This is a genomic window from Serratia sp. szju (genome assembly GCF_044594185.1).
GTDB lineage: Bacteria > Pseudomonadota > Gammaproteobacteria > Enterobacterales > Enterobacteriaceae > Serratia > Serratia bockelmannii.
Genome location: NZ_CP172576.1, coordinates 2009781 through 2027330, shown reverse-complemented (window position 1 = coordinate 2027330; position 17550 = coordinate 2009781). Strand labels below are relative to the sequence as shown.

13 protein-coding genes are annotated in these 17550 nt (G+C 61.2%); 6 read left to right on the top strand and 7 right to left on the bottom strand.

Going from position 1 to position 17550, the window contains the following annotated elements; translation table 11 throughout:
• The first annotated feature begins 163 nt into the window (after window positions 1–163).
• The 3 genes from yqhD to RE418_RS09525 all read left to right on the top strand — a co-directional run bounded on the left by yqhD (window position 164) and on the right by RE418_RS09525 (window position 3188).
• On the top strand, window positions 164–1327 hold the full coding sequence (gene yqhD / locus RE418_RS09535) for an alcohol dehydrogenase (RefSeq protein ID WP_089181352.1): 1164 nt from the start codon (window positions 164–166) through the stop codon (window positions 1325–1327).
• Window positions 1328–1614: 287 nt separating this feature from the next.
• Window positions 1615–2439 carry a 2,5-didehydrogluconate reductase DkgA gene (gene dkgA / locus RE418_RS09530; protein ID WP_016930128.1) on the top strand — a complete coding sequence of 275 codons (825 nt, stop codon included), beginning with the start codon at window positions 1615–1617 and terminating at the stop codon, window positions 2437–2439.
• Window positions 2440–2582: 143 nt separating this feature from the next.
• Window positions 2583–3188, top strand: a complete 606-nt coding sequence (locus tag RE418_RS09525; RefSeq protein WP_025304291.1) for a transglycosylase SLT domain-containing protein — start codon at window positions 2583–2585, stop codon at window positions 3186–3188.
• Window positions 3189–3251: 63 nt separating this feature from the next.
• Here the strand turns inward: RE418_RS09525 and RE418_RS09520 are convergent, their stop codons facing one another.
• Both RE418_RS09520 and RE418_RS09515 read right to left on the bottom strand, forming a co-directional pair.
• Complete coding sequence (locus RE418_RS09520; RefSeq protein ID WP_025304292.1) at window positions 3252–5420, bottom strand: YgiQ family radical SAM protein; 2169 nt, start codon at window positions 5418–5420, stop codon at window positions 3252–3254.
• A gap of 80 nt (window positions 5421–5500) precedes the next feature.
• Window positions 5501–6235: a GntR family transcriptional regulator gene (locus RE418_RS09515; RefSeq protein WP_043142111.1), complete on the bottom strand. Its 735-nt coding sequence runs from the start codon at window positions 6233–6235 to the stop codon at window positions 5501–5503.
• Between the two features lie 657 nt (window positions 6236–6892).
• Between RE418_RS09515 and RE418_RS09510 the strand changes: the two genes are divergently transcribed.
• Complete coding sequence (locus tag RE418_RS09510) at window positions 6893–8290, top strand: cytosine permease (RefSeq protein WP_049204426.1); 1398 nt, start codon at window positions 6893–6895, stop codon at window positions 8288–8290.
• Complete coding sequence (locus tag RE418_RS09505; RefSeq protein WP_399676117.1) at window positions 8287–9219, top strand: PfkB family carbohydrate kinase; 933 nt, start codon at window positions 8287–8289, stop codon at window positions 9217–9219. Before RE418_RS09510 ends, RE418_RS09505 begins: the two co-directional genes overlap by 4 nt.
• Before the next feature lie 34 nt (window positions 9220–9253).
• Here the strand turns inward: RE418_RS09505 and RE418_RS09500 are convergent, their stop codons facing one another.
• Window positions 9254–10504, bottom strand: coding sequence for a nucleoside permease (locus tag RE418_RS09500; RefSeq protein ID WP_089181701.1), 1251 nt, complete (start codon window positions 10502–10504; stop codon window positions 9254–9256).
• 81 nt (window positions 10505–10585) lie between these two features.
• Complete coding sequence (gene xapA, locus RE418_RS09495) at window positions 10586–11407, bottom strand: xanthosine phosphorylase (protein ID WP_049204424.1); 822 nt, start codon at window positions 11405–11407, stop codon at window positions 10586–10588.
• Between the two features lie 136 nt (window positions 11408–11543).
• Between xapA and RE418_RS09490 the strand changes: the two genes are divergently transcribed.
• Window positions 11544–12455 carry a LysR family transcriptional regulator gene (locus RE418_RS09490; RefSeq protein ID WP_089181355.1) on the top strand — a complete coding sequence of 304 codons (912 nt, stop codon included), beginning with the start codon at window positions 11544–11546 and terminating at the stop codon, window positions 12453–12455.
• 17 nt (window positions 12456–12472) lie between these two features.
• On the opposite strand, the gene ftsP is transcribed toward RE418_RS09490, so the two are convergent.
• From ftsP to parC, 3 genes are all read right to left on the bottom strand, one after another.
• On the bottom strand, window positions 12473–13888 hold the full coding sequence (gene ftsP, locus RE418_RS09485; RefSeq protein WP_025304299.1) for a cell division protein FtsP: 1416 nt from the start codon (window positions 13886–13888) through the stop codon (window positions 12473–12475).
• A gap of 132 nt (window positions 13889–14020) precedes the next feature.
• Entirely contained in the window at window positions 14021–14755 is a 735-nt protein-coding gene (locus tag RE418_RS09480; protein ID WP_025304300.1) for a 1-acylglycerol-3-phosphate O-acyltransferase, read from the bottom strand.
• Between the two features lie 246 nt (window positions 14756–15001).
• The gene (parC, locus tag RE418_RS09475; protein ID WP_089181356.1) at window positions 15002–17275 is read right to left on the bottom strand and encodes a DNA topoisomerase IV subunit A; all 2274 of its coding nucleotides are present in this window, start codon (window positions 17273–17275) and stop codon (window positions 15002–15004) included.
• Between the last annotated feature and the right edge of the window lie 275 nt (window positions 17276–17550).

Genomic DNA, 17550 nt, shown 5'->3' with positions numbered 1-17550 from the left:
ATAAATCATAATTTAAAGCTCTCCATTTCTACAGGCAGTTGTAGAAATAGGCAAGAACCAAACAGGAATGTGCATTGTGCGTTGCCGCCAGGTTCCTGACAATACGGGCCAGACACCTTTGCGCCGCGTTGGCGCCCGCCTGACAGAAAGAGAGAAATCAACCATGCAAAACTTCATTCTGCATACCCCAACCAAAATCCTGTTCGGCAAGGACCAAATTGCCGACGTGGCCGGCCAGATCCCAGCGGACGCACGCATCCTGATCACCTACGGTGGCGGCAGCGTGAAGAAAAACGGCGTGCTGGATCAGGTGTACAGCGCGCTGGCCGGCCGTGACGTGCGTGAGTTCTCCGGCATCGAGCCGAACCCGACCTACGAAACCCTGATGAAAGCGGTCGAGGTGGTGAAAGCGGAAAACATCGATTTCCTGCTGGCGGTCGGCGGCGGTTCGGTGGTTGACGGCACCAAGTTCATCGCCGCCGCGGCCCGTTATACGGCCGACAGCGATGCCTGGCATATTCTGCAGACCGTCGGCAGCCACATCACTGACGCGGTGCCGATGGGCTGCGTGCTGACGCTGCCGGCCACCGGTTCCGAGTCCAACAGCGGCGCGGTGATCACCCGGAAGAGCAGCGGCGACAAACAGCACTTCTTCTCGCCGCTGGTGCAGCCGCGCTTTGCCGTGCTGGATCCGGTCGTGACCTACTCGCTGCCGCCGCGCCAGGTAGCCAACGGCGTGGTCGACGCCTTCGTACACACCCTGGAGCAGTATCTGACCTACCCGGTCGACGCCAAGGTGCAGGATCGCTTCGCCGAAGGCCTGCTGCTGACCCTGCTGGAAGACGGCCCGCGCGCGCTGGCCGAGCCGGAAAACTATGCGGTGCGCGCCAACGTGATGTGGAGCGCTACCATGGCGCTGAACGGCCTGATCGGCGCCGGGGTGCCGCAGGACTGGGCGACCCACATGCTGGGCCATGAACTGACCGCCATGCACGATCTCGACCACGCACAAACGCTGGCCATCGTGCTGCCGGCGCTGCTGCACGAGAAGAAAGCGCAGAAGCGCGAAAAACTGCTGCAGTACGCTGACCGCATCTGGGACCTGCGCGAAGGCAGCGAAGACAGCCGCATCGACGGCGCCATCGCCGCCACCCGCGCCTTCTTCGAACAGATGGGTGTACCGACCCGCATGGCGGATTATCAGCTCGACGGCAGCAGCATTCCGGCGTTGCTCGACAAGCTGCATCAGCACGGCATGACCGCCCTGGGCGAGCATCAGGACATCACCCTGGACGTCAGCCGCCGCATTTATGAAGCGGCGCGTTAATCGCAAAACGGCGATTTTTTGCTAGGCTTTAGTCTCCGTCAGCCATTTTTCGCCGCATCCGGCGCCCGGCCGATCGCCGGGCGCCGTCGGGCGCCTCAGCGCGCCGCCGATCGTTTCGCACCATTCGTCTTACCGCTCATTCGCAGGGAGAGCGGGGAGAGAATCGCCCTCCCGCCACCGCTGAAATTAGGCTGGCAAACCCGGCAACCGCCCATTTTGCCAACTAGAATTTATCTATAGCCGTTTCGGTGCCGCAGGCGCCGCAATCCGTACACAAGGAGATGCGCATGACAACGCAACAACCCATCATCAAACTCCACGATGGTAATCTGATGCCGCAGTTGGGTCTCGGCGTTTGGCAGGCGAGTATTGAAGAGACCACCCGCGCGGTCAGCAAAGCGCTGGAGATCGGTTACCGCTCCATCGACACCGCCGCGATCTACAAGAACGAGGAAGGCGTCGGCGCCGCGCTGCAGTCCAGCGCGCTGCCGCGCAGCGACCTGTTCATCACCACCAAGCTGTGGAACGACGATCAGGGCGATCCGCTGGCGGCGCTGGAAACCAGTCTGGAAAAGCTCAAGCTGGACTATGTGGATCTGTATCTGATCCACTGGCCGCGCCCACAGCAGGATCAATACGTCTCCGCCTGGCGCGAGCTGATCAAACTGCGCGAACAAGGCCTGGTGAAAAGCATCGGCGTATGCAACTTCCATACGCCGCACCTGCAGCGTCTGTTGGATGAAACCAACGTGGCGCCGGTCGTCAACCAGATCGAGCTGCACCCGCTGCTGCAACAGCGCCAACTGCGCGCCTGGAACGCTACGCACCATATCGCCACCGAATCCTGGAGCCCGCTGGCGCAGGGCGGTGAAGGGGTATTCGACCAGCCGCTGATCAAGGCCCTGGCCGAGAAATACGAGAAAACCCCGGCGCAAATCGTGGTGCGCTGGCACCTGGACAGCGGTCTTATCGTGATCCCGAAATCCGTCACGCCGTCGCGCATTCGCGAAAACTTCGAGGTATTTGATTTCAAACTCGATAAGGACGAACTGGGCGAGATCGCCAAGCTGGACGTCGGCAACCGCCTGGGGCCGGATCCGGATACCCTGTAAACCCACGCTCAAGCCCTCTCCCGCCGGAGGGGGCTTTTCCTTCCCACACATTGCTCCTTTGCGCCGCCTGACGTTATGATGACGACGCCGGAGGCTCCGGCCACCGGTTAACGCCGTTAAAAAACAGACAAGCACGGAGCACCATGAAATTCTCTTTCTCACACGGGTCACGGCTGGGCATGCTTTGCATCATGCTGGTGCTGGCGGGTTGCGCCGGCAAGAAACAGCGCGTCAGCTACGATCGCCACGCCTTCGATAGCGCCATCAAAGACGCCGCCAGCGAATACGGCGTGGACGCCAAGCTGATCACCGCCATGATCCAGGTGGAGTCCGGCTTCAACCCTTCCGCAGTGAGCAGATCCAATGCGATCGGCCTGATGCAGCTGAAAGCCGATACCGCCGGCTGCGATGCCTACCGCTACAAAGGCAAACGCGGCTGCCCGGACGACGATGACCTGCGGGATCCCGACACCAATATCGATCTCGGCGCCGCCTATCTGGCCACCTTGCAAAAACAACAGCTTAAAGGGATCGCCAATCCCGTCACGCTGCGCTACGCCACCATCATCGCCTACGTCAACGGCACCGGCGCGCTGCTGCGCACCTTCTCCAGTAACCGCCAGCAGGCGATCGCGATGATCAACAACCTGTCGCCAGAAGCCTTTAACTGGCACGTGCGCAAATACCATCCCGCACCGCAGGCGCCGCGCCATTTGATGAAAGTGGAAGCCGCTTACGAACGGTTGTAATTAGCTAAAGTAAAAAGGAGAACCCGGGGGTTCTCCTTTTTGTTTGCGCACGCGGCGTGGTCGTTACGGCTTGGCCTTGCGAATCGGCTTGCGCGGCGGCCGGTTGGACGGCGTGCGCTGCCGATTAATATCGGTATGTTTGGTCAGCGCCGGCCGGGTGTGGCGCTGCAGCCGTTTCGCCTCGCGCTGCTCGTCGATGCTCGGCGCCGGCACCAGACACTCGCGGCGGCTGCCGATCAGGTGCTTCAGCCCCATCTCTTCCAGCGCGGTGCGGATCAGCGCCCAGTTGGCCGGATCGTGGTAACGCAGCAGCGCCTTATGCAGGCGACGCTGGCGCTCGCCGCGCGGCACCACCACGTCTTCACTCTTGTACCCCACCTTGCTCAGCGGGTTTTTGCCGCTGTAATACATGGTGGTGGAGTTGGCCATCGGCGAAGGATAGAAGTTCTGCACCTGATCGAGGCGGAAACGGTTCTTCTTCAGCCACAGCGCCAGGTTCACCATGTCTTCATCGCGGGTGCCCGGGTGCGAAGAGATGAAGTACGGGATCAGGTACTGCTCTTTGCCCGCCTGCTTCGAATAGTGATCAAACAGCTGTTTGAAGCGATCGTAGCTGCCCATGCCCGGTTTCATCATTTTCGACAGCGGGCCTTCTTCGGTGTGCTCCGGCGCGATCTTCAGGTAGCCGCCGACGTGGTGGGTCGCCAGTTCCTTGATATAGCGCGGATCTTCCACCGCCAGATCGTAACGTACCCCGGAGGCGATCAGGATCTTCTTGATGCCCTCCAGCGAACGCGCGCGGCGGTAAAGCTTGATGGTCGGCTCGTGGTTGGTATCCATATAGGTGCAGATCTCCGGATACACGCACGAGGCGCGGCGGCAGGTCTGCTCGGCGCGCGGGTTGGTGCAGCGCAGCATGTACATGTTGGCGGTCGGGCCGCCCAGATCGGAGATCACGCCGGTAAAGCCCGGCACCTTGTCGCGGATCTCTTCGATTTCGCGAACGATCGAATCTTCCGAACGGCTCTGGATGATGCGCCCTTCATGCTCGGTGATCGAACAGAACGAACAGCCGCCGTAGCAACCGCGCATGATGTTCACCGAGAAACGGATCATGTCATAGGCCGGAATGCGATCCTGGCCATAGGACGGGTGCGGCACACGCTGATAAGGCAGGGCAAAGACGCTGTCCATCTCCGGCGTGGTCAGCGGGATCGCCGGCGGGTTGATCCACACGTAGCGGTCACCGTGTTTCTGCATCAGCGCGCGGGCGCAGCCTGGGTTGGTTTCATGGTGCAAAATGCGCGAGGTGTGCGCATACAGCACCTTGTCGCCCTTCACTTTCTCGAAGGACGGCAGCAGCACGTAGGTCTTCTCCCACGGCTTCGGCTTGGCGGCGCGCACCGTGACAGGCTTGGCTTCCGGCTCTTTCGGCTTGGCGCCGTCGGCGCACGGCAGATCCTCGCCGTACGGGTTCGGGATAGGTTCGATGCGGCCCGGCTTGTCGAGGCGGGTGGAATCCACGCCGCTCCAGCCCGGCAGCGCTTCTTTGCGCATCACCGCGGTATTGCGAATATCGTGGATATCGCCGATCTTCTCGCCGGCGGCCAGACGGTGCGCCACTTCTACCAGCGGACGTTCGCCGTTTCCGTAGATCAGCATGTCGGCTTTGGAATCCACCAGCACCGAACGGCGCACGGTATCCGACCAATAATCGTAGTGGGCGATGCGGCGCAGACTGGCTTCGATGCCGCCCAACACGATCGGCACGTCTTTATAGGCTTCTTTGCAGCGCTGGCTGTAGACCAGGGTGGCGCGATCCGGGCGTTTGCCGCCGACGTTGCCGGCGGTGTAAGCATCGTCGTGGCGCAGTTTGCGATCGGCGGTATAGCGGTTGATCATCGAGTCCATGTTGCCGGCGGTGATGCCGAAGAACAGGTTCGGTTTCCCCAACCGCATGAAATCTTCTTTGTTGCTCCAGTCCGGCTGCGCGATGATGCCGACGCGGAAGCCCTGCGCTTCCAGCATGCGGCCGATGATCGCCATGCCGAAGCTCGGGTGGTCGACATAGGCGTCGCCGCTGATGATGATCACGTCGCAGCTGTCCCAGCCCAGTTGATCCATCTCGGCTCGCGACATCGGTAAAAACGGCGCGGTGCCATAACATTCCGCCCAATAAGGCTTATAGGAAAACAGTTCACGATCGGGTTGGATCAGGCTGGTGGTGCTCATTCTGCCGCTCTTTTTACAGGTTAATTAATCGCCGGGCGGCGATTATACGCACTAGTGACAAAAAGAGCATGGTTATTTCGCTAACCATTCACCTCGAATTCATAAACATCGCTGCGGCACAAGATATCACTGTACTCCAATGCCTCGCCCCGGGCGTTGCGGCTGGTCTGGATGATGTGCAACAACGGCGCGCCGCACGGTACGTTGAGCAGTTCGGCGACCTCGTCGCTGCAGGATACCGCCTTCAACAGAAAGTGTTTATCTTCAGGCACGATGCCGCGCGATTGCCATAGCGCATACAGCGAATGTTCCAGCTGCCCCGGTTCTGGCAGGAAGCGCGGCGGTATATAGGTGGTTTCCAGCGAGACCGGGCTGCCATTCAGCAAGCGTAACCGCCGCAGTTTAATCACCTCGTCTCCCTCCGCCAGCCCCAGCGCCGCCGCGGCCTTGGCCGGCGCGCCGACCCGGGTGCGCAGCAGCCATCGATTGCTGACGCGGCTGCCGTGGCGCAGCGCCTGAGCGGTGAAACCGCTGTCCTTATCGAGGGAATAACCAATGTGCATCGCCACGCGGGTACCGACGCCCTGCTGCCGCGAAATCAGCCCCTTCTCCTCCAGCAGCTTCATCGCCTTGCTGACGGTGACGCGCGACAGCGCCAGGCCTTCCGCCATCTGCCGTTCCGGCGGCAAAAACGCCTCCGCCGCCAACACCTGCTGCCTGATTGCAGTTTCTATCGCCGTCGCCAGCTGAATATAACGCGGCGCTACCGCCCCCTGCGCCAGATGGCCACGCAGCCAGGCCATAAAATCCGTCATTCGCCCGCCCTCCTGCTTATGCCATTTGTCTGAATTTCATTTTTATCCTATCGCCTGTCCAGCGATAAGCTCCTCACCTTAACTAAAATATCGCTAATGTTTTCAGAGTGGCATCACAATTTTTGCCTAATGGACTTTCATTGGATCTAGATCGCGCGTAATCTGTGCTTATTGATGTTGATACATCAATAGCACCAACACCAGGGACCCACTTTAAAAACAATAAAAAACCCGCTGCCAGCCCTAAAGGATACCCTTGATGGCCGGCAGCGGGCATATACTGCCAGCACAAACGGCCGATAATAAGCAACGGAGCTAATGGATAGCTTGCTCACGGCTCATAGCCGCGTCACAGGATCCTATCGCGTGAGCGAACCGGACTGATGTCGGCAAATAGAAACGTACCCGCTTCGCCAACCCCCGCTGCAGACCCACTCTTTGGCTACACTCATTGGCGCCGTGCGGCCGACGTGCCTCACCCGATAAGGCGGATACCGCCCTCATTTTGACAGACCTGGCGGTCTCAGCCGCTACACACTGCGCGGAATCGGCGTCGTCCCCCAACAACGGGATAGCCGGCCTCAACCGCGCCAACGGAATCGATTTTCAGTCAACTGCGGCGGCCCTCGCGGCCCTGCGCAACAGGGATCATTTGCTATGACCGATATCAATCGCAATGAAGCATGGAAGGTAGAAAGCACCGGTATCGACCGGGTGCCGGACGCGGAGCAGACCGGCAAGCCCATCGAGCTGTTTTGGATCTGGTCGGCGGCCAATATCGGCATCCTCGGCGTAGTGTACGGCGCCATCATCGTCGGCTTCGGCTTATCTTTTCTGCAATCGGTGCTCGCCGCGCTGGTCGGCGTCGCCAGCTTCGTGCTGGTCGGCCTCACCAGCTTCGCCGGCAAGCGCGGGCGCACCTCTACGCTGACGCTGTCGCGGGTGATTTTCGGGCTGAAGGGCAACGTGGCGCCCACCCTGTTCAGTTGGATCAACCTGATGGGCTGGGAAGCGGTCAACGTGATCACCGGCACCCTGACGCTGGCGGCGCTGTTCGAGGCCTTCGGGTTGGGGGCCAGCCACCTGCTGACCGCGCTCAGCCTATTGTTGTTCGGCGGGCTCACTGTCGTCGTCAGCCTGCTGGGGCAAAATACCGTGGTCTGGATGCAAAGCTGGTTCAGCCGCATCTTCGGCACCATGACGCTGATCGTGGTGCTCTATATCCTGTTCAACACCGAGTGGAGCCAGGTGTTGGCGCTGCCTTCCGGCAGCTGGTTGACCGGCTTCCTGCCGGCGGTATCGGTGATCGCCGCCGGCACCGGCATCAGCTGGGCAATCGCCGGCGCCGATTACAGCCGCTATCAAAGCCCGAGCTCGTCGAGCAAAGGCATTTTCGCCGCGGTGATGGGCGGTGCCTGTTTGCCGCTAATGCTGCTGATGCTGGCCGGTATTCTGCTTTCCGTGCAGCTGCCCGATCTGGCCAGCGCCGCCAACCCCATCGCGCTGATTGGCTCGGTGCTGCCCGCCTGGATGGCGATCCCTTATCTGCTGGCCGCCACCGCCGGCATCGTCACCATCGCGGTGCTCAGCCTGTATTCCGCCAGCCTTAATCTGCTGACCATCGGCGTACAGGTCAAACAGTGGTTGGCGGTATCGATCGACGCGGTCGTGGTGCTGGGCATCGCCCTGTATGTGCTGTTCATCTCCGGCGACTTTATGGGGCCGTTCATCTCCTTCCTGGTGTTCTGCGGGGTGTTCCTGGCGGCCTGGGAGGCGATTTTCCTGCTCGATTACCTGTGCCTGCGCCGTCGCCACGGGTATGATGGCAACGCTTTGTACGGCCTGCATGGCCAGAACCGCGGCGTGCGCAAAGCCCCGCTGTTTTGCTGGTTCCTCGGCGCCCTGTGCGGCCTGCTGGTCACTAAAACTGGTTTTATCGACGGCCCGCTGGCCAAAGGCTTGTTTGCCGATTCCAGCCTGGGGCTGTTTGTGTCGTTTGCGGTGAGTCTGATCGCTTACGGTCTGTACCTGACCCAACGCAGAGAACATCAATGAGTGAGTGGGAAGCTGTAACACCTGTCCTGGTGATTGGGGGCGCGGTCGGCGATCTGGTGATGACGCTGCCCCGCCTGCCGACCAGCGGCGAAGATATCGAAGCCCAGCCGCAGGCGCGGCAAATCGGCGGTTGCGCGTTCAACGTGGCGCGCGCGCTGACGCGCCTTGAAGTGCCGGTGATCAACGGCATGCCGGTTGGCAACGGCGAATGGGGCGCGGCTGTCGAAGCCGCCATGGGCGAACTGGGGCTGGAGGTGCTGTTGCGCCATGGCCAGATGGACAATGGCTGGTGCCTGGCGCTGGTGGAGCCGAACGGCGAACGCACCTTCATCACGGTTTCCGGTTGCGAAAGCCAATGGAATAAAGCGCAGCTGGCCACGCTGCCGCTGACGGAACACACCCTGATCTACGCCAGCGGCTACGAGCTGGCGGGCGAAAACGGCGAAGCGCTGCGCGAGTGGCTGACGCGCATGCCGTTCGACCAACCGCGTCTGATCGATCCCGGCCCGCGCATCGCCCAACTCAGCGAAGATTTCTTCGCCATGCTCAGCGACAGCCACACCCTGCTGACGCTCAACCGCGCCGAAGTGGCCGCGCTGTGCGGCGCCGGCGACGCGGTGGATGCCGCGCAGCGCTACGCCGCCGCCCGTAACCTGACGTTGATCTGCCGCCTGGATCGCGACGGCGCCTGGATCTACGACGGCCGCACGCCGCCGCTGCACATTCCCGCCTATCCGGTAGACGTGGTCGATACCATCGGCGCGGGCGATGCCCACTGCGCCGGTTTACTGGCGGGCCTGTCCGCCGGCTGGCCGCTGCCGCAGGCGGTCGATCTGGCCAACCGGGTCGCCGCTTGCGTGGTGGCCAGCCTCGGCGCCGCCAATCCGCCGGACCGGCATCACCTGCAACAACGCTTCCCGCAGGCCTGACGTTTCAAGGCGCCGTCACTCGGCGCCTTCTGCCTTAGTGCGCCGCCGCCGCGCTCTCCTGCGGCGAGTGGCGATAGTTGAAGCTCAACGCGAACACAATCCCCAGCACCAGCGTATACAGCGCAAACACCAGCCAGATGCTCTGCCAGTCTTTCACGCCGTCATGGCTGAAGAAATCCACCACTTCGCCGCTGGCGAGCGCCCCCAGATAGGCGCCCAACCCGTTCACCATGGTCATGAACAGCCCCTGCGCGCTGGCGCGGATGCGGTGATCGGCCTCTTTCTCGACGAAGATGGCGCCGGAGATATTAAAGAAGTCGAACGCACAGCCGTAGACGATCATCGACAGCAGCAGCAGAACGAAACCAAAGCCGACCGGCGTGCCGTACGCCAGGAACAGGAAACGCAGCGTCCAGGCCGCCATGCTGATCAACATCACCTGCTTGATGCCGTAACGGCGCAGGAAGAAGGGAATGGTGAGGATAAAGAACACTTCGGAGATCTGCGACAGCGACAGCAGCACCGCTGGATACCTGACGCTGAGGCTGTCCTGATACAGCGGATTGAGCGACAGATCGTGCAGGAACGGGTTGCCGAAAGTATTGGTTATCTGCAGCGCCGCGCCAAGCAACATGGCGAACAGGAAAAACAGCGCCATGCGCCGCTGGCGGAACAACACCAGCGCATCCAGCCCCAGCACGCTCACCCAGCTCTTCGACTCGGCCGCGCGGTTGGTCGGGCAGCGCGGCAGCGTCAGCGAATAGGCGGACAGCAGCAGCGACGCCGCAGAAGCCAGATACAGCTGCAGATTGCTGAGCTCGATTTGGCTAAAGCCGACCAGCCACATTGCCAGAATGAATCCCACCGTGCCGTACACCCGCACCGGCGGAAAGTCCTTCACCGTGTCAAAGCCGTGCTTCTCCAGGCAAAAATAGGAAATGGCGTTGGAGAGCGCGATGGTCGGCATATAAACCATGGCGTTGAACAGCATCACCCAGAACATCAGCATCGGTTGCTCGACCTGCGCCGCGCAGTACAGCGCCAGCGCCCCGAACAGGTGGCAAAGCGCATACAGGTAGTTGGCCTTCATCCATCGATCGGCGATGATGCCCGCTAGCCCCGGCATGATCAGCGCGGCGATACCCTTGGCGCTGTAAACCATTCCCACCTGCATACCGCTGAAATGCAGCGTGTTGATCATGTAGGAGCCCAGCGTCACCAGCCAGGCGCCCCAAATAAAGAACTGCAGGAAAATCATGACTTTTAATCGTGTTTTTATCGCCATCGCCATCACCTTGTTATTATGTTTTCAACGATGATTGGTGCGGCGGGCCCCCTGCAGCCCGCCGCCGGTTTGCTTGCGGTGTTACAGCGTTTTGAACAGCTCGCGGATCAGGCGCATGAAATCGTCCGCCGCCAGCGCCGCGCAGCTGAGCGTTTGTTCGTGGGAAAGAGGCGTATCCGACAGCCCTTCGGCGTAGTTGGTCATCGCGGACACCACCAGCACCTTGAGACCGCAGTGGCGCGCCGCCAGGACTTCCGGCACGATCGACATGCCCACCACGTCGCAGCCCAGGGTCTGCATCATGCGGATCTCCGCCGGCGTTTCGAAATTCGGCCCGGTGTAGGCAGCGAATACCCCTTCCGCCAGCGGGATGCCCGCGCTTTCGGCCACCGCCGCCAGTTGGGCGCGCAGATCGCGATCGTAGGCGTTCGCCAGGCTGAAAAAGCGCGGCCCGAAGCGCTCGTCGTTGGCGCCGACCAGCGGCGATTCCGGCATGAAGTTGATGTGATCGGTAATGGCGACCAGGCTGCCCGGCGCCACCGAGCGGCGCAGCGAACCGGCGGCGTTGGTCGCCAGCAGGAATTCGCAGCCCAGCAGTTTGAAGGTGCGCACTGCGGTGGTCATCACCTGCATGCCGCGTCCTTCATAGAAATGACCACGCCCTTTCATGCACAGGACCGGCACGCCCTCCAGCTTGCCGGCGACCAGTTGCCCGGCGTGGCCGGCGACGCCGCTCACCGGGAAACCTGGCAGCTCCGCGTAGTCGAGGGTGACGGTTTCGGTCATCACCTCCGCCAAAGCGCCGAGCCCGGAGCCGAGAATCAAGGCCGCTTTCGGCTGGAAGCCCGGCAAACGGGTGCGGACGACATCGGCGCAGGTAAAAGCATCTTCTTGATTAAACATCGTATTCTCTCTTTCAGCGGGGGATAATAATCCCCATAGTAGAGAGCGAGGCGCGGCCGAGACCAATACATTCTTGGCGGCCGATTTATTCCATTTACCTATAAGTTGAGCTGCGTCACAGGAGGCGTTACCCCGGATGAACCCGCCCCAAGCCCTGCCCGATCCCGGCCGGATTAACTTCCGCCTGCTGCACTATTTCCGCGTGGTGGCGGAAGAGATGAACTTCACCCAAGCGGCGCGACGGCTGAATATGTCACAGCCGCCGCTCAGCAAGCACATCAAGGATCTGGAAAGCCAACTCGGGGTGGTGCTGTTCAAACTCACCACCCGCTCCATGACGCTGACGCCGGCCGGCCGCACGCTGCTGCGCAACGTCGAGCGACTGCTGGATCAGGCCGACAGCGCGCTGCATCAGGTGCAACAGATGGGGCGTGGCGAAGGCGGCCATATGGTGGTCGGTATGGTCGGCACCTCGGCCTGGGGCGGGCTGATCGCGGCGCTGCGGCGATTCAGCGAGCGGAGCGCCGGCGTCACCTGGTCGTTGAACGAGCTGACGCCCAGCCAGCAAATCATCGCGCTGCAAAAGCGGCATATCGACATCGGGGTCTGGCGAGAGGCACAGCAACAGACGCTGCCGGGGTTGACCTGCCAACGGTTGGCAAGCGAAAGCATCGCCGTGGTGCTGCCGCTTGATCATCCGCTGGCGCAGCAGGAAAACATTCCGCTGGCGGCGCTGCAGAACGATAGCTTCATCGTGCTGCCGCCGCATGAGGCCAGCCTGGGGCTGTATCTGCACAATCTGTGCCTGCAGCAGGGATTTTTGCCGGACGTCGCTTATCAGGTTAACGAGCCGCAAACCCTGCTGGCGCTGGTGGCGGAAGGCTGCGGCATTACGCTGCTGCCGGACAGCTACGGCCGCATTCCGTGGCCCGGCGTACGCTTTTGCTCGCTGCAACAGGCGCCGCCGGCGGATCTGTACGCGGTTTACCGCGCAGACAGCGTCACGCCGGTGGTGCAGGCCTTCCTGGAGATGCTGCGGGCGCCCTAAGCGGCCCGCAGAGCGGGTTACATTGTCGGCTGTACCATCAGCTGGCCGGCGGTGCCGCGATCGGCCATCTCCAGCGTCTGGCTGTAATACAGGAACGGGAAGTGTTCGGAGGTAGGTTGGTTGAAATACACCAACAGCTCGACGTCGCCATCGACCCAGACGGTGTCCTTCCAGCCGCGATCTTCCGCCATCGGCTGCGCGCCGTTGACGCGTTTGATCAGGAACTGCACGCCCTGAATATGGAACGACTGCGGCGTATCCGCATGAATGTTCCAACGTTCCCAGGTGCCTTGCTGTGCCTGTACGTCGATGCGGTTCATGTCCCAAATCGCGCCGTTGATGCCGGCGCCGCCGTCACCCAGGCGGAAATCGCGGGTGCGGCTGGCGCTGCCGTCCAACAGCTGATCCGCCAGCAGGCGCATCGGCAGGTTGTCGGTCACCAGCGGCAGCAGGCCGGTCGGGCGCAGCGTCAGCACCTGGGTGGACACCAGAATGCTCGACGGCTCGAACAGGCCGCGCAGGCGATCCATGATGCCCGCCGCTTCACCAGCGGTGATGGTCACCTCCTCGCCCTTCGACATGTCGATCAGCACTTCCCGGCGTTCGCCCGGCGCCAGCGAAAGCTGTTGCACCGCGACCGGCGCAGGCAAGAAGCCCTGATCGCTGGCGATCACGTTGAACGGCCGCCCGTCGCTGAGCTGCAGGGTATAACGCCGCGCGTTGGAGGCATTTAGAAGGCGCAAACGCACCCAGCCGCGCGATACGTCGACATACGGGTTTTGCACGCCGTTAACCAACAGCGTATCGCCGACGAAGCCGCCCTGCGACGGCGCGTCGTATTGTGGCGTGCCGAAGTTATCGAAGCGTTTGTCTTGAATGATCAACGGGAAATCGTCGACGCCATAGTGGTTGGGCAGCGGCAGCGCTTTGCTGACGGCATCCTCCACCAGCCACAGCCCGGCCAACCCGTTGTAAACGTGCGGCGCCATACGGTTTGGGGTGTTGGCGTGGTACCAGCAGGTAGCCGCCGCCTGACGGATGGGCAGCACCGGCGACCAGTCAACGTTGGGTGACATCATGCGCGGCGCGCCGCCCATCAGGGTGCCCGGCACCTGCAGACCGCTGATGGTCATCGCCACCGGCTCCTGCAGACGGTTGCTGTAAATCAGTTTGACGTCGTCACCGCTGTAAACCCGCACCGTCGGCCCCAGGTACATGCCGTTGATGCCCCACACCGCCGCTTTGCGGTTATCCATAAACGCCCAGTGGGCGCGCTGCAAGGTCAGGAACAGCGGCTGACCGCGGCGAGACTCCAGCAGCGGAGGAATGGGTAACGGGGTCTGCGTTCCGCTCGCTTCAGCCCTCAGCGGCACGGCGCCCGCGCACAGCGCCAGGCCCGATGCCTGTAAAAACTGACGTCGACTGAGTGACATATCTTCTCCATGAAAAGCAATAACTAAACCGTGTGCAAAACCCAAACGCCCGCCAATCAAGATTAGCAGGCGTTCAGGCGTTAACGGCGCTGAACGCCAATTAAAACCTTATTCTTTGAAGCCGGTAGACTCTTATTTTTTGGCGGCGTTGCGCTGGGCGACTTCAGCGTCCAATTCGGCGATTTTCGCCTCCATCAGCTCGCGGCAATGGGCCGCCAGCTCGCGTACGTTTTCTTTGCCGTATTTGCTGGTATCCACCGGCGCCAACATCTCGACGATCACATGCCCGTTATTCCAGCGATTAAGATTTATATTACCGCTGGTGGTGGATACACAGATCGGTACAATCGGCACGCCGGCGGCGATGGCCGCGTGGAACGCGCCGGTTTTAAACGGCATCAGCCCACGGCCACGGCTGCGGGTTCCTTCCGGGAACATCCAGATAGAAATGTCTTTCTTTTTGAATTGCTCCGCCACCTGGGCGATGGTGCCGTGCGCCTTGGCGCGATTATCACGATCTATCAGCAGATTACCGGTCAGCCAATACAGCGGGCCGAAAAACGGGATCCATACCAGACTTTTTTTACCGACGGTCACGGTGCGCGGCTGCACAATATTAGAAGCCGTCACCATGTCGTAGTTATTTTGGTGGTTGGCGATATAGATGCACTTGCCGTTGTTGGCCGCATCGGCCGGCACGCGGGTTTCAACCTTGATGCCGAACAGCGTCGACAGGCGGCCGAAAAGATGGCCGAAGGTCGCCACATGGCGGGGGTTGCGCGGGCTGAACAAGCAATAAATAGAACCGAAAATACACACCAGAATACAGAAGAGAGTGGCGAGAACGGCACGCAAAATCAATAACATAACAACCTCATTAGCACACTGCCAACGCAGTTTACTTCGCTGCGCAGATTCCTTTACTCATTATTTGCCGGCCGGGCGATAAGCACGCCCATGTCGCCCGCATTTCTCGCTATTTTCCTGCCAGGCGGCAGTACGCACAATAATTTTATGCGCAGAAATGTTAACTATTTGGAAAATAAACGCCAGCAAAAATAAATAAGGCGGCCACAGCATGCTGCGACCGCCCGTTAACGCTAGCGCCAACGCTTACTCTTCGCTGTCGCCACCCGACGCCCGCACCGGCGCATCCACTTCGACGCGATCGATGCGCTGCAGGCCACGCGGCAGCTGGGTCCCCTTGCGGCCGCGCTCCGCCCGGAACTTCTGCAGATCTTCCGGGCGCAGCGTCAGCTTGCGTTTGCCAACGTGCAACGTGACGGACGCCTGCGGCGGCAGCACGAACAGCCAGGCCAGCTTGTCTTCACCGGCTGCGGCCTGCGCCGCCGGAATGGAGACGATCTTGTTGCCCTTGCCCTTCGACAGCTGCGGCAGATCGGCGACCGGGAACATCAGCATGCGCCCGGCGGCGGTGATCGACAGCAGCATATCGTCTGCGCCGTGAATTTCCATCGGCGGCAGCGCTCTGGCGTTGTCCGGCAGCGTGATCATCACCTTGCCGGCGCGGTTGCGCGCCACCAGATCGTTGAAGGTACAGACGAAGCCGTAACCGGCGTCGGACGCCATCAGCAGCTTCTGATCGTCGGCCGCCATCAGCACCTGCTCAATGGTGGCGCCCGGCAGCGGTGTCAGCTTGCCGGTCAACGGCTCGCCCTGCCCGCGTGCCGACGGCAGCGTCATCGGATCGAGCGCATAGCTGCGCCCGGTAGAATCGATGAACACCACCGGCTGGTTGCTCTTGCCGCGTGCCGCACCACGGAAACTGTCGCCGGCCTTGTAGCTCAACCCGGCAGGATCGATATCGTGGCCCTTGGCGCTGCGCACCCAGCCCATTTCCGACAGCACAATGGTCACCGGCTCGGACGGCACGAAGTCATGCTCGCTCATCGCCTTGGCTTCCGCACGCTCGGTCAGCGGTGAACGGCGATCGTCGCCATAGGTTTGCGCATCGGCCTGGATCTCTTTCTTGATCAGCGTATTCAGCTTGCGCTCGGACGCCAGCAGCGCCTGCAGCTGATCGCGCTCTTTCGCCAGCTCATCCTGCTCACCGCGGATCTTGACCTCTTCCAGTTTGGCCAGGTGACGCAGTTTCAGCTCGAGGATCGCTTCCGCCTGGGTATCGGAGATGCCGAAACGCTGCATCAGCACCGGCTTCGGCTCATCCTCGCTGCGGATGATGTGGATCACCTCGTCGATGTTGAGGAACGCCACCAGCAAACCTTCGAGGATATGCAGACGCTTGAGCACTTTCTCGAGGCGGTAGTTCAGGCGGCGGCGCACCGTATCGCGACGGTAGGCCAGCCATTCGGTGAGGATCTCCACCAGCCCTTTCACCTGCGGGCGGTTGTCCAGACCGATCATGTTCATGTTGATGCGGTAGCTGCGTTCCAGATCGGTGGTAGCGAACAGGTGATTCATCACCTGCTCCAGATCGATGCGGTTGGAACGCGGCACGATCACCAGACGCGTCGGGTTTTCGTGGTCGGATTCATCGCGCAGATCCTCGACCATCGGCAGCTTCTTGGCGCGCATCTGGCTGGCGATCTGCTCCAGCACCTTGGCGCCGGAAACCTGATGCGGCAAGGCGGTGATCACCGCGCTGCCATCCTCTTTCTTCCACACGGCGCGCATGCGCACCGAGCCGCGGCCACTCTGGTAAATTTTGCGAATCTCATCGCGCGGAGTGATGATCTCGGCTTCGGTCGGGAAGTCCGGCCCCTGCACGAACTCGAGCAGATCATCGAGCGAGGCGCCCGGTTTGTCGAGCAGCGCCACCGCCGCCGCGGCGACTTCACGCACGTTGTGCGGCGGAATGTCGGTCGCCATGCCGACCGCGATGCCGGTGGTGCCGTTCAGCAGGATGTTTGGCAGACGCGCCGGCAGCATCTTCGGCTCTTGCAGCGTGCCGTCAAAGTTCGGGATCCAATCGACCGTGCCCTGGCCCAGTTCGGCCAGCAAGACTTCGGCGTATTTGGACAGGCGCGATTCGGTATAGCGCATCGCCGCGAACGACTTGGGATCGTCCGGCGCGCCCCAGTTCCCCTGGCCGTCCACCAGCGGATAGCGATACGAGAACGGCTGCGCCATCAGCACCATGGCTTCATAACACGCGCTGTCGCCGTGCGGGTGGTATTTACCCAGCACGTCGCCCACGGTACGGGCGGATTTCTTGAATTTGGCGCTGTTGTTCAGCCCCAGTTCAGACATGGCGTAGATGATGCGGCGTTGTACCGGCTTCAAACCGTCGCCAATGTACGGCAACGCCCGATCCATGATGACGTACATGGAATAGTTCAGATAGGCGTTTTCAGTGAATGTGTGCAGCGGTAAACGCTCTACACCGTCATGAGTCAGATCACTCATTACTCAATTATCCTCAGACCGTGGCTTGGCAATCCCTTGGACGACAAAAGGCATCGCTTGTCGATTCTGCCCGCGATAGTAACCCATCTGCGGGGTAGCTGTCACAGTTGGCGCAAGGATCGCCGGCGGCGGCCGGTTGCGCAATGCGGTTTATGCAAAATTTCGCTACCTGGCGGCTTCTTTATTGACTGGCAGTCAACACTGTTGTGCGCCGGATCGCATTTTTACTTGCCTGACTAACGATTACACTCGTCGCCAGCGAGATGGTTTCCGCC